This is a genomic window from Yimella lutea (genome assembly GCF_006715095.1).
Lineage (GTDB): Bacteria > Actinomycetota > Actinomycetes > Actinomycetales > Dermatophilaceae > Yimella > Yimella lutea.
The window spans coordinates 2,498,858-2,522,000 of sequence record NZ_VFMO01000001.1 but is presented as its reverse complement, the minus strand read 5'-3'; the positions used below and the strand labels follow the sequence as shown (position 1 = coordinate 2,522,000).

The window sequence follows — 23,143 nt, the reverse complement described above, 5'->3', positions numbered from 1 at the left end:
AAGATTACGCTGTGCCGCATGTCGGTTGCAGTGCGTGTGATCCCGTGTCTCGACGTCGACGCCGGTCGGGTGGTCAAGGGAGTGAACTTCACCGGATTGCGCGACGCGGGCGACCCGGTCGAACTGGCCCACCGATACGACGACCAGGGTGCCGACGAACTGACCTTCCTCGACGTCACCGCCAGCTCGGCCGGCCGGGAAACCACGTACGACGTGGTCCGTCGGACCGCCGAAGAGGTGTTCATTCCGTTGACCGTCGGCGGGGGAGTGCGGGAGGCCGGGGACGTCGATCGCCTGCTGCGGGCCGGGGCCGACAAGGTCGGGATCAACACCGGCGCCATCGCCCGACCGCAGGTGATTCGGGAGATCGCCGATCGGTTCGGTTCGCAGGTTCTGGTGCTTTCGGCCGATGTGCGGCGGGCGGCGGACGGCTCGTTCGAGGTGACCACCCACGGTGGACGCGAATCCGCCGGTCTCGAAGCCATCGAATGGTGCGTGCGGGCGTGCGAACTCGGCGCCGGCGAGATCCTGTTGAATTCGATGGACGCCGACGGCACCAAGGACGGCTTCGATCTCGAGCTGATCCGCGCTGTTCGACGCGAGGTGGACGTTCCGCTCATCGCGAGCGGCGGCGCCGGAACGATCGAGCACTTCGTCCAAGCGGTGGAGGCCGGCGCGGACGCCGTGCTCGCCGCCTCGGTGTTCCACTTCGGTCAACTGAGGATCGACCAGGTCAAGGCCGCGCTGCGAACCGCGGGTCACCCCGTCCGTTGAGCGCGGCACGAGCTACCCGGGCTGAACCGTCCTTGAATCGCTGGTTGAGCCATGCGCCCTACCGAGGTTTGTGCTGAGCCGTTGCCTCACGGCTGGTTGAGCCATGCGCTCGACGGAGGAGGGCGCATGTGCCGAAACCTGGTGACCGTGAACGGCTACCCGACCCTACGGGGCTGATTCATGAAGCGTCGTGCACGGAGTCTGGGTAGGTGATGTAGGTGCGGCCGGTGCGTGAGGTCCAGGTACAGACTCCGTCGTCGCTCATCTCGTAGTCCCAGTGCTTCTTGGTCTTGGCGTCGTGATGGTGTCGGCAGAGTGCGGCGAGGTTGTGCCCGGCGGTGGGTCCGTCCGGCCATTCGACGACATGATCGATGTCGCACCTGATGGCGGTCCTGGTGCACATGGGGAACCGGCAGGTCTGGTCGCGTTGTTGCACGAACTCCCTCATCCGCGGCGTGGGCTCGTACGCGGTCGTCGAGGTCTCGCAGGTGACTCCGGTGTCGGCGTCGACCAGTGCTCGGGTCAGGCGGCAACCGAACTGCTCGATCAACGCGTCGAGGACTTCAGGTGGGATGAACCCGATCCCTGCGATCCGTGCCCACCCCGTGGTGTAGCAGTGGTCCGATTCGCGTGCTGTTGAGCCGGATTCGGTGCCATCAGTGTCGGCGGGCGCTCCGGAATGGTCAGGGCCTCGCGGGGATGAGGTGGACTGTCCGGGTGGTGGTGATCCGTCGTCCGGGGACGCCTCGGGCTCGTGTTCCGCGTCGTCGGTGGCACGTTTGGCCGCTGTTGCAGCCTGTTGCTCTTCACGAACGACGGGGACCTGGATGACGACCTGGTAGGAGATGTCGGCGCCTTGTGTGACGAGGTCGTGCAACGTGCCGAGGCGGAGTTGTCCGAGCGTCGGCTTCGCATCTGTGGCCGGGTCATCGGCCTTTGATGGGTTCTTGGCGCGTTGGTCAGCGAGTTGGTCCACGGCTCCGTAGATGCGGGCGATCTGGTCGGCCGGTCCGATGGCGCACAGTTCGGCCATGCCCGGGATGTCGGAGGGGCGCACCCAGCACCGGTGGCTTCTTTGGCTTCCTTCTGGCGGGTCTTCTTCGCGGCTTCCTCTTCCCACTGGGTCACCAGCGCCCGCGCGGCGGTCTTCACTTTGAGGAAACCCCAGGTGTTGAAGCCTTTGGTGTCGAGCAGGTGCTGCTCGACCCGGCGGGACGTCTCGGGTGAGGCGTTCACCAGTTCCGAGGCAACGAGGCTGACTTTCCAGTACGGGATTGAACCCTCGACCGCCGCGGCGAGCAACCCGGGAGTTTTGGTGCACGTATCGATGGAGTTGCTCATCTTGATCGACGCAGTGCGGGGTGCCATCTGACAGGCAGCCGGCACGTCGGTGTCCGCGAACGACGCCTGATGACCGAGCGCGTGCTCGACCTTCGCAGTGACACCGGTGTCGGAATCGACCAACTCTTCATCGATCGCGGCGTACCGCGCCATTGCCATGGCTTGCACGGCTTGGGAGATCGATGCCAACTGGGTGGAACCGGTCACTGCTTTCTCGAGCATGCGGTGGTCATCGGCATCGACGGGTCGGGCAGAGGCGATGTCCCCCGGGTGCTGCAGGGCGTCTGCGTGCAGTCCGTGGAACGCGTCCTGCGACATCTGAACCGCGAACTCCAGGACCTCCGACGGCGACCCCAATGCATCGACCAGTTGTTTCAACAAACGCTGCTTGTGATCCGAGATCGATTCCAACAGAACGAATTCCACCGGAGACTCCGGTTCGTAGAACTCGTAGCTGATGCCCATGAGAAGACTCTAGGCGGGACCACCGACAACCTCCGTGGCACTGATCTCGCGGGTGGGTCGGTCACCAAGGACCGGATCTCACCAGGGTTTCGGCACTGGACTCAGTCCTTCGTCGCAGCGTCCAGGCTCAACCAGCGGCGGTGGTCGGCGCCCCCCGGTTCATGGCCTGCGTCGCTGCGCCGGTCCGTGGAACGCCTGTCACGATGAACAAGTGAACGAACTCAGCGTCGACGGCAATCGGTACTCGGTGCGCAGGGCAACCGCACATGACGTCCGGCCCATCGTGCAGTTGCTGGCGGACGATCCTCTCGGCGCCACCAGGGAGCGCAGCGACGAGTCGGTCTACGAAAGGGCCTTCGCCGCGATCGACGCCGACCCCAACCAGTTCCTCGCGGTCGTCGCGGACGACGAAGCTGCAGTCGTCGGAACGTTCCAACTCACGCTGATCCCGGGACTGGCCAGGGCAGGCGCCACACGATTGCTCATCGAGGCCGTCCGTGTATCGGCCTCAGTCCGCGGAACCGGCCTGGGTGCAGCGATGTTCGGCTGGGCGCACGAGTACGGACGCAGCCGTGGGGCGGTGCTCGCTCAACTCACGACCGACAAGTCGCGCTTGGATGCCCACCGCTTCTATGAGCGGCTCGGTTACGAAGGCAGTCATGAGGGCTTCAAGCTCGTCCTCTGAGCCAACGGCGAAACGCGTGATCAGACGCCGAGGTTCGTCTCGCGGAAGGCCGCGACATCGTGATCGGCACCGTCGAGTTCGACGTCGGCGACCTCACCACGTCCGAAGAGGTACAACACGATCTCGCTGGGTTCACCGGTCATCACGACGTTGCCGTGCTCGTCCTTCGGACTGCGCAGCGACCGACGTCCGTACCCCGGTGAATCGGCCACCACACCGACGCGGCACGACCGCAGGGTCAGCATGCCCATGCGGGAGAGCACCCCGAACAGCGCCTTCTGCTCGGCCGGGTCGAGCTGGCGGCGAGCGGCGGGGTCGACCCCACGCAGCACGTCCTCGTGGTGCACGAAGAACTCGCCCAGGTTCGCGGCCTCGTCGATGCTGCCCAGTGCCATCGGGTTCCACTTCGGCGGGCCGCTGCGGATGGTGTCGACCAACTCCTCGAACGGCCGCTGCGCCAGCGACGCCTGGATCTTGTCCGTGCGTCCGGCAAGCGGCGCGAGAAACATGCCGATGGCAGCGTCCGGACGGCGTTCGCGAAGGATCAGGTGTGCGGCCAGGTCACGTGTACGCCACGAGCCGCTGAGCGTCGGCGCGTCGGGACCGACCTCCAGGAAGGTGTCGCACAACGCTGAACGCTCGCTTTGGGCAAATGAGGTCATGCAGTGAATCATGTCCTACATGCCCTCCTCCGTGACCGTCACGCCCGACAACGATCAGGTGGCGGATGGCAAGAAGAACGATCGAAAGAAGGGAACGACCGAGGTCGACTTCGGCGCATCAACCCTCGGTGAAGGGTTCCGCGTCCTCGGGCGTGGCTTCCGCGACCAGCCGAAGACACTGCTCGTCGCGGTGATCGGCTCAGCGATCTACGGCGTGATGACGGTCTTCACCGCTCGCGTGATCGGTCACCTCATCGCGACGGTCGTCGAGCCTGCGGTTGCAGCCGGTCGCCTCACGGGTGAACAGGTCTGGACGATCATCTGGCAACTCGGAGCAGTGGTGTTGCTCAACGTGATCGGTGTGATTCTGCGCCGTGTCGCGGCCGGCATGGCCTACTTCAACCTCAACGCGATCTACCGCCGACGGGTCACCCGTCAGTACCTGCGTCTGCCACTGTCATGGCATCACCGCCACCCGTCCGGACAGTTGCTCTCGAACGCGAACGCCGACGTGGAGGCGACCTGGAACATCTTCCAGCCGCTCCCGATGGCTATCGGGGTGCTCGTCATGCTGGGTGTCGGTCTGGCCGAGATGTTCCGGGTCGACGTCTGGCTTGCGCTCGTCGGTCTGATCGTCTTCCCGTTGTTGTTCGCCACCAACCTGGTCTTCCAGCGCTACATGTCGCCGCGGGTGACCCGCGCCCAGCGGATGCGCTCGCACGTCAGCGAGGTGGCCCACGAATCGATCGAGGCCGCCCTGCTGGTCAAGGTGATGGGACGCGAGCAACAGGAAGCCGACCGGTTCTCCGTCGAGACCCAGCGCCTGCGCAATGCCGCCGTCGAGGTCGGCCGCGTCCGGGGCATCTTCGACCCGCTGGTCGAAGCGATTCCGACGATCGGGACGCTGGCGGTCCTGACGGTCGGCACCGCCCAGGTGAGCGCCGGCGCAACGACGGCGGCAGAAGTCGTCCAGATCGCTTACCTGTTCTCCGTGCTCGCCTTCCCGGTGCGGTCCTTCGGCTGGGTGCTGGCCGAGATGCCGCGCTCGGTCGCCGGCTGGGTACGCCTCAACAGCGTGCTGGCCGCCACCGGGCACACCGACTACGGCACCCGGACGCTCATTTCCGACCACGCCGCCGCGCTCGGCGCCGATCAGGTCGGCTACGAGTACGACCTGTCCGGTTCGGTCGACCTCAGCGAGAAGTACCAGGGCGGCGGTGCCGAACGCTGGCGCGCCCTGGACGACGTCGACCTCGACCTGGCACCGGGATCGTTGACCGCGATCGTCGGACCGACCGGATCGGGCAAGTCGACGCTGATGAGTCTGCTCGTGCGACTGATGGACCCGACCGACGGACGTGTGCTGATCGACAACGTGCCCGAACGCGACCTCGCGGCAGGGGAGACCAGCAAGGCCGCGTCCCTGGTGACCCAGCAGACGTTCGTCTTCGACGACACCATCGCCGGCAACGTCACCCTCGGTCACGACTTCACCGACGACGAGGTGCGTCGCGCGCTGCAGATCGCGCAAGCCACCGGGTTCGTCGACGAGCTCCCGGACGGTGCCGCCACCCGGGTCGGTGAGCGCGGAGCGTCGCTGTCAGGCGGGCAGAGGCAGCGAATTGCACTGGCCCGCGCGGTGATCCGTCGTCCACGCGCACTCCTGCTCGACGATGCGACCAGCGCGGTCGACCCCGCTGTCGAGCAGTCGATCCTGCAGGCGCTGCGTGAGAACCGTGACGGCACGACGGTGGTGATGGTCGCCTACCGGATGTCCAGCATCGCGCTCGCGGACGAGGTCGTGTTCGTCGACGGTGGCCGCATCACCGACCGCGGCACCCACGCCCAACTCATGGAGCGCAGCGAGGGATATCGCACGCTGGTCACGGCCTACGCCGAACGCGCCGCCGAGATCGCCGAGCAGGATGACGCGCAGGATGACGCGCAGAACGACGAAACGATCGACCAGCAGATGAACAAGCAGGATGAGGACGCATGAGCACCGCGGTCGGCACCCCAGGATCCACGGCTGCGGGGGAGCGGGTCGGCACCGCCGGTGAACTCACCACCTGGCAGACCCTCAAGCGCGGCTTCGAACTCTCGCCCGAACTGCGGCGCGGTCTGCTGGTCACGATCGCGCTCGCCATTTTCTCCACCACCGGACGCGTCCTCGTCCCGATCGCCGTCCAGCAGACCTTGGACCGCGGAATTCTGGCCCCCGGTGGTCCGCAGACCGGCACGGTCAAGACCCTGATGGTGCTCACCGTGCTGGGTGTGGCCGTCACCGGCCTTGCCTCGTACGCAGTCAACCTGCGGCTGTTCCGTAGTAGCGAGAGTGGCTTGGCAACCTTGAGGGTCAAGGGTTTTCGGCACATCCACGACCTGTCCATGCTCACCCAGAACGCCGAGCGCCGGGGCGCGCTGGTCTCCCGCGTGACCAGCGATGTCGACCAGATCAGCCAGTTCGTCCAGTTCAGTGGCCTCATGCTGCTGATGGCCGTCGGCCAGTTGCTCATCGCCAGCGTCCTGATGCTCGTATATAGCCCGTTGCTCGCCGCCGTCGTGTGGATCTGCTTCATCCCGATGTTCATCGTGTTGCGCTACTTCCAGGGTGTCGTCGGACGCGCCTACACGGTCGTCCGCGAACGCGTCGCCGACATGCTGGCCGCGATCTCCGAGTCCGTGGTCGGTGCCGCGACGATCCGCGCGTACGGCGTCCAGGACCGCACCGCCGAGCGCATCGACGTCACCGTCGAGAAGCATCGCAAGGCGAGCATCCTCGCCCAGATCAAGGCCGTCGGTGCCTTCTCGACCGGCCAGTTCGTCGCGGGTGTCACGACCGTCGTCGTGCTCGTGATCGGCGCACAACAGGCAGCAGCCGGCAACATCACGCTCGGTGAACTCGTCGCGTTCCTGTTCATCGTCAACTTGTTCACCCAGCCGGTGCAGATGGCCACGGAGAACCTCAACGAACTGCAGAACGCCGTGGCCGGCTGGCGCCGCGTCATCGGCCTGATCGACACCCCGGTCGCAGTCGTCGACCCGCCGGAAGGCCGGGAGATGCCGTCCGGTTCGGTGACCGTCGACTTCGAGAAGGTGAAGTTCGCCTACCCCGGTGGAGCGCCCGTCCTGCACGACGTCGACCTGCACATCCCGGCGGGAGCCCGCGTCGCGGTCGTGGGGGAGACGGGGTCGGGCAAGACCACGATCGCCAAGCTCGTCACCCGACTGATGGATCCGACGGGCGGCAGCGTCAAACTCGACGGAATCGACTTGCGCGACATCAGTTTCCGCTCGCTGCGCGAACACGTCGTGCTGGTGCCGCAGGAGGGCTTCCTGTTCGACGCCACCCTGCTCGACAATGTGCGCTTCGGGCTGCAGACGGCCACCCGCGCCGACGTCGAGCAGGCGTTCACCAACATGAATCTCACCGACTGGATCGCCGGTCTCCCACGCGGCCTGGACACCCGGGTCGGGCAACGCGGCGAGTCACTGTCGGCCGGTGAAAGGCAACTCGTCGCCCTAGCGCGGGCCTACCTCGTCGACCCCGACCTGCTGTTGCTGGACGAGGCCACCTCGGCCGTCGACCCCGGCACCGAGGTGCGGATCCAGCGGGCACTCGACCAGGTCACGGCCGGACGAACCTCGATCGCGATCGCGCACCGGTTGTCGACGGCGGAGTCGGCCGACATGGTGGTCGTCGTGGACGCCGGGCACATCGTGGCCGTCGGGCCGCACCGTGACCTGGTGCGTGACCCGGACTCCGTCTACGGACGCCTGCACGCCAGTTGGGCGGCTCAGCAGTCCGGCCACTGACCCTCCGCCGAGATCAGGACGAGGCGACGGTGTCGCTGGTGAGGGAAGCAACTTCGGGTTGGTCGGTCGTGCCGGGGCTCCCGAGACCGGTTCGCGCTCGTGCAGCGGGTGCGTGACAATGGCAGACATGCCCGAATCCACCAGTCCGCTACCAACCGAACTCGCCGCCGGACTCAAGCGGGACGAGCACGGGCTGGTCGCAGCGGTGATTCAACAGCACGACACCGGAGAGGTGCTGATGCTCGGCTGGATGGACGATGAAGCCCTCCGCCGGACGCTGAGTGAAGGGTGCGTGACGTTCTGGTCGCGCAGTCGTGGCGAGTACTGGCGCAAGGGCGACACCAGCGGGCACGTGCAACATGTGAGGTCCGTGTCGCTCGACTGCGACGGCGATGCGGTCCTGGTTCGCGTGGACCAGGTCGGCGCGGCCTGTCACACCGGTGAGCGCACCTGCTTCTTCACTCCGTTGGACGTGACCCCGTGAGCAGGATGGACATCTGCGCCGATCTCACGTTCGGTCTCACCTGGCCCTCGGCGAACCTGTTCGAGCACCTTGCGCAGGACCGTCGGGTCATTCCCGTCGTCCGTCGACTGCTCGCCGACGCAGAAACCCCGCTGGGCGTCTACCGCAAGCTGGCGAGCGACCGACCCGGCACGTTCCTGCTGGAGTCCGCCGAGCACGGCGGGGTGTGGTCGCGCTACTCCATCATCGGGGCTGCCAGTCACGCCACCCTCACCGAACAGGACGGTGAGGCGGTCTGGATCGGTGAGCCGCCGGTCGGTCTGCCCACCGGTGGCGACCCGACGAAGGCGCTGCGCGAGACGATGCTGGCGCTGAGCACTCCGGTCATCCCGGGACTGCCGCCGTTGACCGGAGGCATGGTCGGTGCGATCACCTATGACGCGGTCCGCCGCTGGGAACGGTTGCTCGACAACGGCATCGACAAGCTGGGGCTGCCCGAGATCTCGATGATGCTCACCACTGATCTCGCCGTCTTCGACCACGCGGACAACTCTCTGCTGCTCGTGGCGAACGCGATCAATCACGACAACACGCCGGATCGGGTGGAGCAGGCGTACACCGACGCCGTCCGCCGCCTGGACGTCATGACCGACGCGTTGATGGCACCCGCGCCCAGCACCGTCTCGGTGCCCGAACCCGCCGAACTGCGTCCGGACAGCAGTCACAGTCAGCAGGAGTTCCACGACATGGTGGACGCCTGCAAGGAGGCGATCCGAGCCGGCGAGGCCTTCCAGATCGTTGTCTCCCAACGGTTCTCGGTGCCGTGCGAAGCAGACGCGTTGGATGTCTACCGGGCCCTGCGGGCCAGCAATCCCAGCCCGTACATGTATCTGCTGCGTATCCCATTGCCGGGCGGCGGCGCGTACGACATCGTCGGGTCGAGTCCGGAGGCGCTGGTGAAGGTGACCGACGGTGAGGTGATCACCCACCCGATCGCCGGTTCCCGGCCGCGCGGCAAGACGCCGGAGCACGACGGTCTGCTGCGCGAGGAACTGCTCACCGACCCCAAGGAGCGCGCCGAGCACCTGATGCTGGTCGACCTGTCCCGCAACGACCTGCAACGCGTCTGTCGGGCCGGCACCGTCGACACGGTGGAGTTCATGAACGTGCGCCGGTACTCCCACATCATGCATCTCGAGTCGACCGTCGTCGGTCGGTTGAAGGACGGCCTCACCGCGTACGACGCGCTGGTGGCGACCTTCCCCGCGGGCACCCTGTCCGGTGCACCCAAGCCGCGTGCCATGGCGATCATCGACGAACTCGAGGGGCTGCGGCGCGGCGTCTACGGGGGGGTCGTGGGCTATCTCGACTTCGCCGGAGACCTCGACATGGCGATCGCGATCCGTACCGCGGTGCTGCACCAAGGACGCGCCCACGTGCAGGCGGGGGCCGGGATCGTTGCCGACTCCGTCGCCGAGACCGAGTATCAGGAGACCGTCAACAAGGCGGCCGCCGCGCTGCGCGCCGTCGCGACCGCGTCCAGCATGAAGCCTCCGGCCGGCGGCGCATCGTGAGCAAACGCCAGGTGTTGACCACGGCGTTCGTCGTCGCCGTTGCCCTGCTCGCACTGACGTCCAGGGCGTGGGTCACGGGCACGGTCATCGACACCATCACCGGCACGACCCAGGCATCGGTCAAGGGCAACAAGGCCTCGCCACCGGCGTTCGCAGGCGCGCTGGTCGCACTGGCCGCGGTCATCGCACTGCTGAGTTCGAAGCGGGTCGGCCGCATCATCGCTTCTGTTGCCTTGATGCTGGCCGGCGTCATGGCGGCGTACGGAGCGCTGCGCTCCCTGCTCGACCCGAGCGGCGTCGTGCGCACCTGGGTGAGCACCTCCGGGGGTCACGCCGACGCACGGGTCACCGACGCCGCAGCGACGGCGTGGTCATGGCCGGCGCTCGCGGCCGGCGTACTGCTGGCCGTACTCGGCGTGCTGGCGCTGGCCGGCGGTCGCCGCTGGAGCGGCCTGGGGGAGAAGTACGACGCCCCCACCGCGCCCAAGGAGTCCGACTGGGACCAGTTGTCGGCGGGCAAAGACCCGACTGCAGCAACGGCCGACGATGACTGACAGAATGACCCAAGCTCAGAACCGGCGAACCACGGAACGTGCCCAAGCGCCCGAATCAAGGAGTTGTACCCATGGCTGAGAAGCACCTCGACAACCACGGCAAGAGCGTGGCGTCCTGGACCGCGGTCGGCATCTTGCTGCTGGCCGCCGTGTTGATCGGTGTCGGCATCATGATCAACCAGTCGCTCATCGCATGGGTCGGCGCTGCCCTGGTCGTCGTCGGTGTCATCGCCGGTGCCGGCCTCACCGCTGCTGGCTTCGGTTCCAAGCCGCACGAAGCCCCGAAGCTGCAGGCTGCGACGCCGGACCACGAGTCGCGCGGCGCCCGTGACGCCCAGTCGGCACACTGATCCGCGCAAGTAGTCCCTCAGCGTGGCAACTGTTCTCGACGACATCATCTCCGGGGTCCGTGAGGATCTGAAGACCCGGATGCGAGCCATCGGCCCCGTCCAGATCATCGAGCAGGCGGCAGCCGCACCGGCCGCGCTCGACGCGGCCGCGATGCTCGCGGCGCCCGGACCGGTCAAGATCATCAGCGAGGTCAAGCGCAAGAGCCCCAGCAAGGGTGAACTCGCGACGATCCCCGATCCCGCCGAACTGGCCGGTTCCTACGAGGCCGGTGGCGCCACCGCGATCTCGGTGCTCACCGAACAACGGCGCTTCGGCGGCTCGCTCGACGATCTCGACGCGGTCCGGGAGCGCGTGCGAATCCCGTTGTTGCGCAAGGACTTCATGGTCAGCGAGTACCAGATGTTCGAGGCACGCGCGCACGGCGCCGACATCATCCTGCTGATCGTCGCCGCCCTCGACGACCGCCAACTGCATGACCTGTTCCAGCAGTCCGCCGACCTCGGCATGACTGCTCTGGTCGAGGTGCACGACGAGCACGAGACCGAACGCGCCGTCGAACTCGGCGCTCGCGTCATCGGCGTCAATGCCCGCAACCTCAAGACCCTCGAGGTGCACCGCGAGATGTTCGGCAAGCTCGCGCATCTCATCCCGGACGACTGCGTGAAGGTAGCCGAGTCCGGCATCCGCGGCCCGGAGGACATCGCCTACTACGTGTCGCAGGGCGCCGACGCGGCACTGGTCGGCGAGGCGCTCGTGACCGGCGGCGAGCCCAGCCAGGCCGTACGCACCATGATCGAAGCGGGCGCGCGCGCCCGGCAGGGAGTTGCCTGAGCTGTGAACAGGAACAAGACCGACGATCCGTTGACCACTCCGGTCGAGCAGAACTCTGGTCGGCCCGGCATCGGACGCTTCGGCGACTACGGCGGTCGATATGTGCCCGAGGCTCTCATCGCGGCGCTCGAGGAACTCGACGAGCACCGTCACAAGGCGGCCCACGACCCTGAGTTCACCGCCGAACTCGCCAGGTTGCACAAGACATACACCGGTCGGCCGAGCATCATCACCGAGGCGCCACGGTTCGCCGATCATTGCGGCGGCGCCCGTGTCGTGCTCAAGCGCGAGGATCTCAACCACACCGGATCGCACAAGATCAACAACGTCCTCGGACAAGCGCTGCTCGCCAAGCGGATGGGCAAGCGCCGGGTCATCGCCGAGACCGGCGCCGGTCAGCACGGCGTCGCGACGGCCACGGCGGCTGCGCTTCTCGGACTCGAATGCGTCGTCTACATGGGCGAGGTCGACACCGAGCGCCAAGCGCTCAACGTTGCGCGGATGCGCCTGCTCGGCGCGAGGGTTGTCGCCGTCAAGCACGGGTCACGCACGCTCAAGGACGCCGTCAACGAGGCCTTCCGCGACTGGGTCGCCACCGTCGACCACACCCACTACGTCCTGGGCACCGTCACCGGGCCCTACCCGTTCCCGGAGATGGTGCGCGACTTCCACAAGATCATCGGCGAGGAAGCCCGCGAGCAGGTCCTGCAGGAGTACGGCCGACTGCCGGACGCCGTCCTGGCGTGTGTCGGCGGCGGTTCGAACGCGATGGGTATCTTCCACCGGTTCGTGCCGGACGAGGGGGTTCGGCTGATCGGCCTCGAAGCTGGGGGAGAGGGCGTCGAATCAGGACGGCACGCGGCCCGCTTCACTGGTCAGGCCACCCCCGGCGTCCTGCACGGTGCGTATACCTACCTGCTGCAGGACGACCAGGGTCAGACGCTCGAATCCAATTCCGTATCAGCAGGATTGGACTACCCCAGTGTGGGCCCGGAGCACGCGTATCTGCGCGACTCGGGCCGCGCCGATTACTACCCGGTGACCGATGTCGAGGCGATGGACGCCTTCAAACTGCTCGCCCGGACCGAGGGCATCCTGCCGGCGATCGAGTCGGCCCATGCCCTCGCCGGCGCGATCCGTATCGGCAAGGAACTCGGGCCGGACGCGCTGCTGCTGGTCAGCCTGTCCGGACGCGGCGACAAGGACGTCCACACTGCGGGCCAGTGGTTCGGGTTGCTGGACTCCGACGGCCACACGATCGAGGAGGGCGAGCAGCTGTGACCCGTCTGGACGAGGTGCTCGGCAAGGCCCGCGCCGACGACCGTGCCGTGCTGGTCGGCTACCTGCCGGTCGGCTGCCCGTCGGTGCAGGAGTCGATCGAGGCGATGGTCGCCATGGTCGAAGCGGGCGTCGACGTCGTCGAGATCGGCATGCCGTACACCGACCCGTTGATGGACGGTCCGGTGATCCAGGACGCCGCGAATCGGGCGCTGGAGAACGGTGTGCAGGTCAAGGACGTCTTCAGCGCGGTCGAAGCGGTCAGCGCTGCCGGCGCCGCCTGCGTCGTGATGATCTATTGGAACCTCGTGCTGCGTTACGGCGTGGAGGAGTTCGCACGCGACCTGAAGGCCGCCGGCGGATCCGGCCTCATCACCCCCGACCTCGTGCCTGACGAGGCACAGGAGTGGCTTGATGCGAGCGCGAAACACGACCTGAACCGGGTCTTCCTCGTCGCTCCGAGTTCCACCCCGGACCGCCTCGCCTACACCACCTCCTACTGCAGCGGCTTCGTCTATGCGACGTCCGTCATGGGCGTCACCGGAGCTCGCGAGAGCCTCGGTTCCGAGGCCGCCGCCGTCGTCGAACGCACCCGCGAGCACACCGACCTGCCGGTCTGCGTCGGCATCGGCGTCAGCACCCCGCAGCAGGCCGAACAGGTGGCCAGGTTCGCCGACGGGGTGATCGTCGGCACCGCTCTGGTGCGCACACTGCTGGACAACGACACTCGCGACTCGCGTCTGGACGCGATCCGAACCCTCGCCGGCGAGCTCGCCGACGGCGTCCGACGGGGACGCTGAGTGCATACCTACCTGCCGAGCCCGACCACTGGAGTGCTGTGGCTCGGCCCCATCCCGCTGCGTGGGTACGCGCTGTGCATTTTGGCCGGCATCGCCGCCGCGATCTGGATCTGCGGCCGGCGACTGCGTGACCGCGGCTACGAGTCCGATCACGCACTCAACGTCGCCTGGTGGGCCGTCCCGTTCGGCATCGTCGGCGGACGCATCTACCACGTCATCACCTCACCGCAGGCCTACTTCGGAGAGGGCGGCAAACCGCTCGATGCGTTCAAGATCTGGCAGGGCGGCCTCGGCATCTGGGGCGCGATCGCCCTCGGTGCCCTCGGTGCGTGGATCGGCTGCCGCAAGTACAACGTGAATTTCTGGGACTACGCCGACGCCGCTGCTCCGGGCGTGATCCTCGCTCAGGCAATGGGCCGCTGGGGCAACTGGTTCAACAACGAGTTGTACGGAGAGAAGACCGACGTCCCGTGGGCGTTGAAGATCTACCAGTGGGACGAGTCGGCGGGGCACGCGGTGAAGGACGCCGCGGGCGATCCCGTCGTGCTCGGCTACTTCCACCCCACGTTCCTGTACGAGTCGCTGTGGTGCTTGGTTGTCGCGGCGATCATCGTCTTCGTCGACCGGAAGCGCGGATTGGCCCGCGGCCGCAGCTTCGCGCTGTACGTGATGCTCTACCCGGTCGGTCGCATCGTCTTCGAACTCATGCGCACCGACAAGGCCAACCACATCCTCGGCTTGCGGGTCAACGTGTGGACCAGCATGTTCGTCTTCGCTCTCGGCGCGTTCCTGTGGTGGAAGTTCCGGAACAACCCGGTCATCGCCGCCGACGACGAGCCCGTCGACGAAGCCGCCCCGTACACCGAGCGCACCGACGAGGATCCCGAGCCCTCCGCTCGTTGAGTTTCGCATTGTGGGACATTTCCGTCCCATTGTTCGGAACGCCACCGGCCGCCGGTAGTGTGTCGCACGCATGTCCGGCCAACGTCGTCCTGCCATGCGTGTTTCACACGGCGACACTCCGCTCCGGCGGGATGTCCGGACGACAGGATGGTGATCGGACCCATGGGTCAGAGCTCGTTCTCAGCAGTTCCTGCGGCGCAGGGACTGTACAACCCAGCCGCCGAGAAGGACGCCTGCGGCGTCGCGATGGTGGCCACGATGCGCGGTTGGGCGGGGCACGACATCGTGCAGCTCGGCCTCACCGCGCTGATGAACCTCGAGCACCGTGGAGCCACCGGCGCCGACCCGACCGTCGGTGACGGCGCGGGCATCCTGACCCAGATCCCGGACGACTTCTTCCGCGGCGTCTGCGAGTTCGAGCTCCCCACCAAGGGTGAGTACGCGATCGGTATTGCCTTCCTGCCGCAGGACGCCGACGCGCAGTGGCACATCGGTGAGCGCATCGACCAGATCGCTGCCGAGGAGAACCTGCGGGTGCTCGGGTGGCGTGACGTGCCGACCGACGATTCGATGATCGGTCAGGCCGCGCGTGACGTGATGCCGGTGTTCCGCCAGGTCGCGGTCGCCGGCACCGAGGACGGAGTGGGCGGACTCGACCTGGAGCGTCGCGCCTTCGCGCTGCGCAAGCGGATCGAGCGTGAGACCGAGGTCTACTTCCCGTCGCTGTCCAGCCGGACGATCACCTACAAGGGCATGCTCACCACCGAGCAGCTCGGTCGTTTCTACCCGGACCTGTCAGACGAGCGGTTCAGCTCCGAACTCGCGCTCGTCCACTCGCGATTCTCGACCAACACCTTCCCGGCGTGGCCGCTCGCCCACCCGTACCGATTGATCGCCCACAACGGCGAGATCAACACCGTCCGTGGTAACCGCAACTGGATGCACTCGCGCGAATCCACTTTGCGCAGTGAGCTGTTCGGCGGCGACATGAAGCGGCTGTTCCCGATCTGTGCGGGCGAGGTTTCCGACTCCGCGTCCTTCGACGAGGTGCTGGAACTGCTGCACCTCGGCGGGCGCAGCCTGCCCCACGCCGTGCTGATGATGATCCCGGAGGCCTGGGAGAACCACGCCACGATGGACCCCGAGCGCCGCGCGTTCTACGAGTACCACTCGGCCCTGATGGAGCCGTGGGACGGCCCGGCCTGCGTCGCGTTCACCGACGGCACCCTGGTGGGCGCGGTCCTGGACCGGAACGGTCTGCGTCCGGGCCGCTACTCGGTGACCGACGACGGCCTGGTCGTGCTCGCGTCCGAAGCCGGTGTGCTCGACCTCGATCCGGCCAAGGTCGTCCGCAAGGGACGCCTGCAGCCGGGCAAAATGTTCCTGGTCGACACCGCGGCCGGTCGCCTCATCGGCGACGAGGAGGTCAAGCAGCAACTCGCCCAGGAGCACCCGTACCAGGAGTGGCTGCACGGCGGTCTGATCCACTTCAAGGACCTGCCGGAGCGCGAACACGTCTGGCACTCACCGAAATCCGTACTCCGTCGACAGCAGACCTTCGGTTACACACACGAGGAGATCCGCATCCTGCTGCGCCCGATGGCGGCCGGCAAGGGCGAGGCGCTCGGCTCGATGGGCACCGACACCCCGATCGCTGTGCTGTCGGACCGTCCGCGGATGATCTTCGACTACTTCACCCAGCTGTTCGCGCAGGTCACCAACCCGCCGCTGGACTCCATCCGTGAAGAACTGGTCACCTCGCTCGGCGGCTTCATGGGGCCCGAGGGCAATCTGCTCGAGGCCGTGCCGCAGCACGCCCGTCAGGTGGAACTGCCGTTCCCGGTGATCGACAACGACCAACTGGCCAAGATCCGGCACATCAATGCGGACGGCAACTTCCCGGGTTTCGCGACCTACGTCGTCCGCGGCACGTTCGACGCCCAGGGGGGCGTCACGGCACTGCGCGCTCGGCTGCGCGGCATCTGCACCGAGGTCAGCGAAGCGATCGCCGACGGGTACCGGTTCATCGTGTTGTCCGACCGCGACAGCAACGCCGACTTCGCGCCGATCCCGTCGCTGCTGCTCACCTCGACCGTGCACCACCACCTGATCCGCGAACACACCCGCACGAAGGTCGGCCTCGTCGTCGAGGCCGGTGACGTCCGCGAGGTGCACCACGTCGCACTGCTGGTCGGCTACGGCGCAGCCGCCGTCAACCCCTACCTGGCGATGGAGACCGTCGAGGACCTCGTCCGCAGCGGCGAGATCGAGGGCGTCACCCCCGAGGAGGCCGTCCGTAACCTCATCAAGGCACTCGGCAAGGGCCTGCTGAAGGTGATGTCGAAGATGGGTATCTCCACCGTGGCCTCCTACCGCGGCGCGCAGGTGTTCGAAGCGATCGGTCTGTCGAAGGAACTCATCGACGACCACTTCACCGGCACCACCTCACGCCTCGGTGGCATCGGCCTGGACGCGATCGCGAAGGAGGTCGTCGCACGTCACGCCACGGCATACCCGGCCAGCGGCCAGCACCAGGCGCACCGCAGCCTCGAGGTGGGCGGTGAGTACCAGTGGCGCCGCGAAGGACCGCCGCACCTGTTCGACCCCGAGACCGTCTTCCGACTTCAGCACTCCACGCGGCAACGCCGGTACGACATCTTCAAGCAGTACACGCAGCGCGTCGACGACCAGGCCGAGCGCCTGATGACGCTGCGCGGGTTGTTCAAGTTCAGGACCGACCGTCCCTCGATCCCGATCGAGGAGGTCGAGCCGGTCAGCGAGATCGTGAAGCGGTTCTCCACCGGTGCGATGAGCTACGGCTCGATCAGCCGCGAGGCGCACGAGACGCTCGCGATCGCGATGAACAACATCGGCGCCCGCTCCAACACCGGTGAAGGCGGCGAGGACCCCGAGCGGTTGATGGACCCCAAGCGGCGTTCGGCGATCAAGCAGGTAGCGTCCGGCCGGTTCGGCGTCACCTCGTTGTACCTGACCGAGTCCGACGACATCCAGATCAAGATGGCGCAGGGCGCCAAGCCCGGGGAGGGCGGGCAGCTGCCCGGCAACAAGGTGTACCCGTGGGTGGCCAAGACCCGTCACTCCACGCCCGGTGTCGGCCTGATCTCGCCGCCGCCGCACCACGACATCTACTCGATCGAGGATCTGGCCCAGCTGATCCACGACCTGAAGAACGCCAACCCCTCGGCACGGGTGCACGTCAAGCTCGTCGCCGAGACCGGCGTCGGTACGGTCGCGGCCGGTGTCAGCAAGGCGCACGCGGACGTCGTCCTGGTCTCGGGCCATGACGGTGGAACGGGTGCTGCGCCGTTGACCTCGCTGAAGCACGCGGGTGGGCCGTGGGAACTCGGCCTGGCCGAGACGCAGCAGACGTTGTTGCTGAACAACCTGCGCGACCGGATCGTGGTGCAGGCAGATGGCCAGCTCAAGACGGGGCGGGACGTCGTCATCGCGGCACTGCTCGGCGCCGAGGAGTACGGTTTCGCCACCGCTCCGCTCGTGGTCAGCGGCTGCATCATGATGCGCGTCTGCCACCTCGACACCTGCCCCGTGGGTGTGGCCACCCAGAACCCCGACCTGCGAGCGCGGTTCAGTGGCAAGCCGGAGTTCGTTGAGACCTTCTTCGAGTACATCGCCGAAGAAGTGCGAGAACTCCTCGCGCAGTTGGGCTTCCGGACCCTTGACGAAGCGATCGGTCACTCCGAGATGCTCGACACGGTCAGGGCGATCAACCACTGGAAGGCGGCCGGTCTCGACCTGTCACCGATCCTCGCCCAGGTGGACGTACCCGCCGACGCCCCACGCCGCTGCGTCACGGTGCAGGACCACGGTCTGGACAAGGCGCTCGACCAGAAGCTCATCGAGATGAGCGCGGACGCGCTGCAGCGCAAGGAGCCGGTGCGGATCGATCTGCCGATCACGAACGTGAACCGTACGGTCGGCACGATGCTCGGTCACGAGGTCACCAAGCGTTACCCACAGGGACTGCCCGACGGCACGATCGACGTGTCGCTGCGTGGATCGGCCGGCCAGTCTCTCGGCGCCTTCCTGCCGGTGGGTGTCACGTTGCGGATGTTCGGGGAAGCCAACGACTACGTCGGCAAGGGCATCTCGGGTGGTCGCGTCGTCGTCCGCCCCCTGCCCGAGGCCTCGCTGGTCGCCGAGGCGAACGCGATCGCCGGCAACGTGATCGGGTACGGCGCGACGTCCGGTGAGATCTTCCTGCGCGGCGTCGTCGGCGAACGCTTCTGCGTCCGTAACTCCGGCGCCACGGCAGTGGTCGAGGGCGTCGGTGACCACGGGTGTGAGTACATGACAGGTGGCACGGTGATGGTGCTCGGACCGACCGGACGCAACTTCGGCGCCGGCATGTCCGGTGGCCTGGCGTTCGTGCTCGACCTGGACGCATCGCAGGTGAATCCCGAACTGGTCGACGTCGTCGAGGTGCGCGAGCGCGACAAGCCGCTCGTGGAGAAGTTGCTGCGCGACCACGCCGAATGGACCGAATCGACGGTGGCCGTGAAGTTGCTGAACGACCTGGACGCGGCTTACCAGCGGTTCTCGCTGGTGCTGCCGCGCGACTACCAGCGCGTCATCGACGTGCGAGAGAAGGCTCAGACCGAGGGCCTCGACCTCGACGGAACCGAGGTCTGGGGACGAATCATGGAGGTGTCCGGTGGCTGACCCGCGCGGATTTCTGAAGCACCGCGAGCGCGAACTGCCCGCTCGCCGTCCGGTGCCGGTGCGCATCAAGGACTGGAAAGAGGTCTACGAGGAACAGGAACTCGCCCAGGTGCAGCGGCAGGCCAGCCGCTGCATGGATTGCGGAATCCCGTTCTGCCACAGCGGTTGTCCGCTCGGCAACCTCATCCCGGAGTGGAACGACCTGGCCTACCGCGGCGACTGGAAGGACGGCATCGAGCGGCTGCACGCCACCAACAACTTCCCGGAGTTCACCGGACGGTTGTGCCCGGCGCCGTGCGAGACCGCCTGTGTGCTCGGCATCAGCCAGCCCGCGGTGACGATCAAGCAGATCGAGGTCACCACGATCGAGAAGGCGTTCGAGGACGGCGTCGTGGAGCCGCAGATCCCGAACCGGCTGACCGGCAAAACGGTTGCTGTTGTCGGGTCGGGTCCGGCCGGTCTGGCCGCCGCCCAGCAACTCACCCGGGCCGGCCACACCGTCGCGGTCTACGAGCGTGCGGACAAGCCGGGTGGACTGCTGCGGTACGGCATCCCTGAGTTCAAGATGGAGAAGTCCGTGCTCGACCGCCGCATCGCGCAGATGGAGGCCGAGGGCACCCGCTTCCGCTGCGGCGTGGAGGTCGGTAAGGACATCACCGGTGAACAACTGCGCCAGCGCTACGACTCCGTCGTCCTCGCCGTGGGTGCGACCGTTCCCCGTGACCTGCCGGTCACCGGACGTGAACTGAACGGCATCCACCAGGCGATGGACTTCCTGCCCCAGGCCAACCGTCAGGCGCTCGGCGAGGATGTCGAGGGCCAGATCACCGCGACCGACAAGCACGTCATCGTGATCGGTGGCGGTGACACCGGTGCCGACTGCATCGGCACCTCGCACCGGCACGGTGCGAAGTCGGTCACCTCGCTGGAGATCATGCCGAAGCCGGGAGAGGACCGCGCGCAGAACCACCCGTGGCCGACCTACCCGATGCTCTACCGCGTGGCGAGCGCGCACGAGGAGGGCGGCGAGCGCGTCTACGCGGTCTCCACCAAGGAACTCGTGGACGACGGCAACGGCAATGTGAAGGCGTTGCGTCTGGCCGAGGTGCGCCAGGGCGACAACGGCTTCGAGGAGGTGCCGGGTTCGGAGAAGGAACTGCCCGCCGATCTGGTGCTCCTTGCGATGGGCTTCCTCGGACCCGAGGGCGAAGGTCTGCTCGAACAGTTGGGCGTGGAGCAGGACGAGCGCTCGAATGTCCTGCGGGACAAGCGCTTCGAGACCACCACACCCGGCGTGTTCGTCTGCGGTGACGCCGGACGCGGGCAGTCGCTCATCGTGTGGGCGATCGCGGAAGGCCGGTCGGCAGCGCGAGGGGTCGACGAATTCCTCTCCGGCACATCGGAACTGCCCGCGCCGATCGGTCCCATGGACCGGCCGTTGACCGTCTGATCCCGGTCACCCAGCAGCGAGACGGGGATGCCCGGTGGACACGATCCGCCGGGCATCCCTGATCCGTTGTCAAAACGGAAAAGCTACTTTCCGGTCACTGAGCGTAAATCGTGGCTTGTTCGAACAATCGCTAGGGTTGCGTCATGCGCAGAGCGAAGATCGTCGCCACCATGGGTCCTGCAGTCGCCAGTCCCGAGAAGCTCACCGAACTTGTCCACGCCGGCCTCGACGTCGCGCGATTGAACCTGTCGCACGGCAGCCACGAGGACCACGCCCAGATGTACACCTGGGTGCGCGAGGCGAGTGACGCCGAAGGTCACGCGGTCGCGATCCTCGCCGACCTGCAGGGCCCGAAGATCCGCACCGCACGCTTCTCCGGCGGCCCGATCACGGTCGAGAAGGGCGACACCTTCACGATCACCGTGGACGACGTCGACGGCGATCAGGAACGGGTGTCCACGACCTACAAGGGCCTGCCCGGCGATGTCGAAGCCGGCGACCGCATCCTGATCGACGACGGCAAGATCGAGCTGCGCGCGATCGAGGTGACCGACACCGACGTGGTGACCACCGTCGTCGAGGGCGGAAGGATCTCCAACAACAAGGGCATCAACCTTCCCGGCGTCGCGGTGAGTGTGCCCGCGCTGTCGGAGAAGGACGAGGACGACCTGCGCTGGGCGTTGCGCCAGGGCTGCGACATCATCGCGCTGTCGTTCGTGCGGGACGCCGGCGACATCGACCGCGTGCACGAGATCATGGACGAGGAGGGTGAGACCCGCCCGGTCGTCGCGAAGATCGAGAAGCCGCAGGCGGTCGAGAACCTCGAGGCCATCATCGAGGCCTTCGACGGTGTGATGGTGGCGCGTGGTGACCTCGGTGTCGAGTTGCCGCTGGAGGACGTGCCGATCGTGCAGAAGCGCGCGGTCGAGTTGTCCCGGATGGCGTCCAAGCCGGTCATCGTCGCGACCCAGGTGCTGGAGTCGATGATCGAGAATCACCGCCCGACCCGCGCGGAGGCCAGCGACTGTGCCAATGCTGTGCTCGACGGCGCCGACGCGATCATGCTCTCGGGGGAGACCTCGATGGGAGCGTGGCCGGTCGAGGCGGTCAAGACGATGGCTCGCATCATCGAGAGCACCGAGACGAACGGATTCGACCGCATCCCGCCGCTGCCGGACGGCATCGTCCGGACGATGGGTGACGCGGTCTGCAAGGCGGCGTCCGATATCGGCAACCAACTGGACGTGAAGTATCTGGTCACCTTCACCACCACCGGCGGGTCCACCAAGCGACTGGCCCGGCTGCGCAACGAGATCCCGATCCTGGCGTTCACCCCGGTGCAGCTGACCCGCTCGGAACTCGCGCTCGTCTGGGGCGTCGAGACCTTCCTGGTGCCGGCCGTCATGCACACCGACCAGATGGCGATGCAGGTCGACGAGACCCTGATCGCCGACGGGTACTGCGAGGAAGGCGACCTGGTGATCATCGTCGCCGGTTCCCCGCCCGGAATCCCCGGCTCCACCAACGCGATTCGCGTGCACAAGATCGGCGACGCCAAGAACGGCGTGGCTCCGGCGTACGGCTTCCACCAGGAGGGCGAAACCGATTCGTGAGCGGTCGCGCCACTGACGTATAGTGGCGCGGCGGTCCACTGCCGGGGTGGTGGAATGGCAGACACGGCGCACTCAAAATGCGTTGCTCGAAAGGGCGTGCGGGTTCAAGTCCCGCTCCCGGCACTTCTCGAATCGGGGCGAATCCCATGGGGGGTTCGCCCCGATTCGTGTTCCTGTAGGTGGCTCGCGTGAGCGAATGGCTCGCTGAGATGATCACCACGATGTGACGTAAACCACCGACGCCCCACGGAAGATGCCGGCCGACGAAGTCGTTGACACGTCCATGAAGAAGCTTGGCATCGTCGTCTCCAGCACCCGTCCGGCCCGCATCGGTCCGAAGGTTGCTGCCTGGGTGGAGTCGGTCGTCCCGGCGGGGGAGTGGGAGGTCGAGTTGCTCGACCTGTCGCAGATCGCGCTGCCCTTCCTGGACGAGGTCGACATGCCGGCGAACGGCAACTACGCGCTGCCGCACACCAAGGCGTGGGCCGAGCAGGTTTCCGGCCTCGGCGCGCTCGTCGTCGTCACCCCGCAGTACAACAAGAGCTTCCCGGCGTCGATCAAGAACGCGATCGACTTCCTGTACGCCGAGTGGCACGCCAAGCCGATCGCCCTGGTGGGCTACGGCTGGAGCGGCGCCGCGCAGGCGACCCAGGCATTGGCCGAGGTGCTCACGCATGTCAAGGCCGACGTCGTGGACCAGATCAACCTGGTCTTCAACGCCGACCTCACGCCCGAGGGCGAACTCACCGTCGGTGAGGACAATGCCGACCGACTTCGTCTGGCGCTCTCCGCGATGGCCCAGAAGCAGAGCCAGCAGCAGCCGGCTGCCTGATCCGGCAGCCCCACAGACCGGCCCGTGAACGTCGACCCCCCCTGGGCGTT

Annotated in this window: 19 protein-coding genes and 1 tRNA gene; 18 read left to right on the top strand and 2 right to left on the bottom strand. The window is 66.9% G+C overall.

The annotated features are described in order from the left end of the window. Window positions 1-18 precede the first annotated feature (18 nt). A complete protein-coding gene (gene hisF, locus FB459_RS12170; RefSeq protein WP_141928704.1) occupies window positions 19-774 on the top strand; it encodes an imidazole glycerol phosphate synthase subunit HisF in 756 nt (251 codons plus the stop codon). A 178-nt stretch (window positions 775-952) separates the two neighbouring features. Here the strand turns inward: hisF and FB459_RS12165 are convergent, their stop codons facing one another. After that, window positions 953-1,831 carry a hypothetical protein gene (locus FB459_RS12165; protein ID WP_141928703.1) on the bottom strand — a complete coding sequence of 293 codons (879 nt, stop codon included), beginning with the start codon at window positions 1,829-1,831 and terminating at the stop codon, window positions 953-955. 353 nt (window positions 1,832-2,184) lie between these two features. Here FB459_RS12165 and FB459_RS12160 point away from each other — a divergent pair, with 353 nt between their 5' ends. Both FB459_RS12160 and FB459_RS12155 read left to right on the top strand, forming a co-directional pair. Further along, window positions 2,185-2,787, top strand: a complete 603-nt coding sequence (locus FB459_RS12160) for a hypothetical protein (protein WP_141928702.1) — start codon at window positions 2,185-2,187, stop codon at window positions 2,785-2,787. A gap of 4 nt (window positions 2,788-2,791) precedes the next feature. After that, the gene (locus tag FB459_RS12155; RefSeq protein ID WP_141928701.1) at window positions 2,792-3,265 is read left to right on the top strand and encodes a GNAT family N-acetyltransferase; all 474 of its coding nucleotides are present in this window, start codon (window positions 2,792-2,794) and stop codon (window positions 3,263-3,265) included. A 20-nt stretch (window positions 3,266-3,285) separates the two neighbouring features. Here the strand turns inward: FB459_RS12155 and FB459_RS12150 are convergent, their stop codons facing one another. Then, window positions 3,286-3,927, bottom strand: coding sequence for a TIGR03085 family metal-binding protein (locus FB459_RS12150; RefSeq protein WP_141928700.1), 642 nt, complete (start codon window positions 3,925-3,927; stop codon window positions 3,286-3,288). A 19-nt stretch (window positions 3,928-3,946) separates the two neighbouring features. Here FB459_RS12150 and FB459_RS12145 point away from each other — a divergent pair, with 19 nt between their 5' ends. The 15 genes from FB459_RS12145 to FB459_RS12075 all read left to right on the top strand — a co-directional run bounded on the left by FB459_RS12145 (window position 3,947) and on the right by FB459_RS12075 (window position 23,093). Next, window positions 3,947-5,926: an ABC transporter ATP-binding protein gene (locus tag FB459_RS12145; RefSeq protein WP_141928699.1), complete on the top strand. Its 1,980-nt coding sequence runs from the start codon at window positions 3,947-3,949 to the stop codon at window positions 5,924-5,926. Further along, window positions 5,923-7,743, top strand: a complete 1,821-nt coding sequence (locus FB459_RS12140) for an ABC transporter ATP-binding protein (protein WP_141928698.1) — start codon at window positions 5,923-5,925, stop codon at window positions 7,741-7,743. Before FB459_RS12145 ends, FB459_RS12140 begins: the two co-directional genes overlap by 4 nt. 127 nt (window positions 7,744-7,870) lie before the next feature. After that, complete coding sequence (gene hisI, locus FB459_RS12135) at window positions 7,871-8,227, top strand: phosphoribosyl-AMP cyclohydrolase (protein ID WP_141928697.1); 357 nt, start codon at window positions 7,871-7,873, stop codon at window positions 8,225-8,227. 5 nt (window positions 8,228-8,232) lie between these two features. After that, complete coding sequence (locus tag FB459_RS12130) at window positions 8,233-9,780, top strand: anthranilate synthase component I (RefSeq protein WP_141929525.1); 1,548 nt, start codon at window positions 8,233-8,235, stop codon at window positions 9,778-9,780. After that, a complete protein-coding gene (locus tag FB459_RS12125) occupies window positions 9,777-10,334 on the top strand; it encodes a Trp biosynthesis-associated membrane protein (protein ID WP_170221902.1) in 558 nt (185 codons plus the stop codon). Before FB459_RS12130 ends, FB459_RS12125 begins: the two co-directional genes overlap by 4 nt. Before the next feature lie 71 nt (window positions 10,335-10,405). After that, on the top strand, window positions 10,406-10,684 hold the full coding sequence (locus FB459_RS12120; RefSeq protein WP_129625047.1) for an HGxxPAAW family protein: 279 nt from the start codon (window positions 10,406-10,408) through the stop codon (window positions 10,682-10,684). A gap of 22 nt (window positions 10,685-10,706) precedes the next feature. After that, window positions 10,707-11,516, top strand: coding sequence for an indole-3-glycerol phosphate synthase TrpC (gene trpC, locus FB459_RS12115; RefSeq protein WP_141928695.1), 810 nt, complete (start codon window positions 10,707-10,709; stop codon window positions 11,514-11,516). Window positions 11,517-11,546: 30 nt separating this feature from the next. Beyond that, complete coding sequence (gene trpB, locus FB459_RS12110; protein ID WP_211345259.1) at window positions 11,547-12,797, top strand: tryptophan synthase subunit beta; 1,251 nt, start codon at window positions 11,547-11,549, stop codon at window positions 12,795-12,797. Beyond that, window positions 12,794-13,594, top strand: coding sequence for a tryptophan synthase subunit alpha (trpA, locus tag FB459_RS12105; protein WP_141928694.1), 801 nt, complete (start codon window positions 12,794-12,796; stop codon window positions 13,592-13,594). The genes trpB and trpA overlap by 4 nt, the downstream gene beginning before the upstream one ends. Then, window positions 13,595-14,497 carry a prolipoprotein diacylglyceryl transferase gene (gene lgt, locus FB459_RS12100; RefSeq protein WP_141928693.1) on the top strand — a complete coding sequence of 301 codons (903 nt, stop codon included), beginning with the start codon at window positions 13,595-13,597 and terminating at the stop codon, window positions 14,495-14,497. A 162-nt stretch (window positions 14,498-14,659) separates the two neighbouring features. Then, window positions 14,660-19,198, top strand: a complete 4,539-nt coding sequence (gene gltB / locus FB459_RS12095) for a glutamate synthase large subunit (protein WP_141929523.1) — start codon at window positions 14,660-14,662, stop codon at window positions 19,196-19,198. Further along, complete coding sequence (locus FB459_RS12090) at window positions 19,191-20,648, top strand: glutamate synthase subunit beta (protein WP_141928692.1); 1,458 nt, start codon at window positions 19,191-19,193, stop codon at window positions 20,646-20,648. The genes gltB and FB459_RS12090 overlap by 8 nt, the downstream gene beginning before the upstream one ends. Window positions 20,649-20,791: 143 nt before the next feature. Beyond that, the gene (gene pyk, locus FB459_RS12085) at window positions 20,792-22,261 is read left to right on the top strand and encodes a pyruvate kinase (RefSeq protein WP_141928691.1); all 1,470 of its coding nucleotides are present in this window, start codon (window positions 20,792-20,794) and stop codon (window positions 22,259-22,261) included. Between the two features lie 40 nt (window positions 22,262-22,301). Then, window positions 22,302-22,384 (top strand) — tRNA-Leu (locus tag FB459_RS12080). Between the two features lie 160 nt (window positions 22,385-22,544). Continuing rightward, window positions 22,545-23,093, top strand: coding sequence for an NADPH-dependent FMN reductase (locus FB459_RS12075; protein WP_141928690.1), 549 nt, complete (start codon window positions 22,545-22,547; stop codon window positions 23,091-23,093). The last annotated feature ends 50 nt before the right edge of the window (window positions 23,094-23,143 follow it).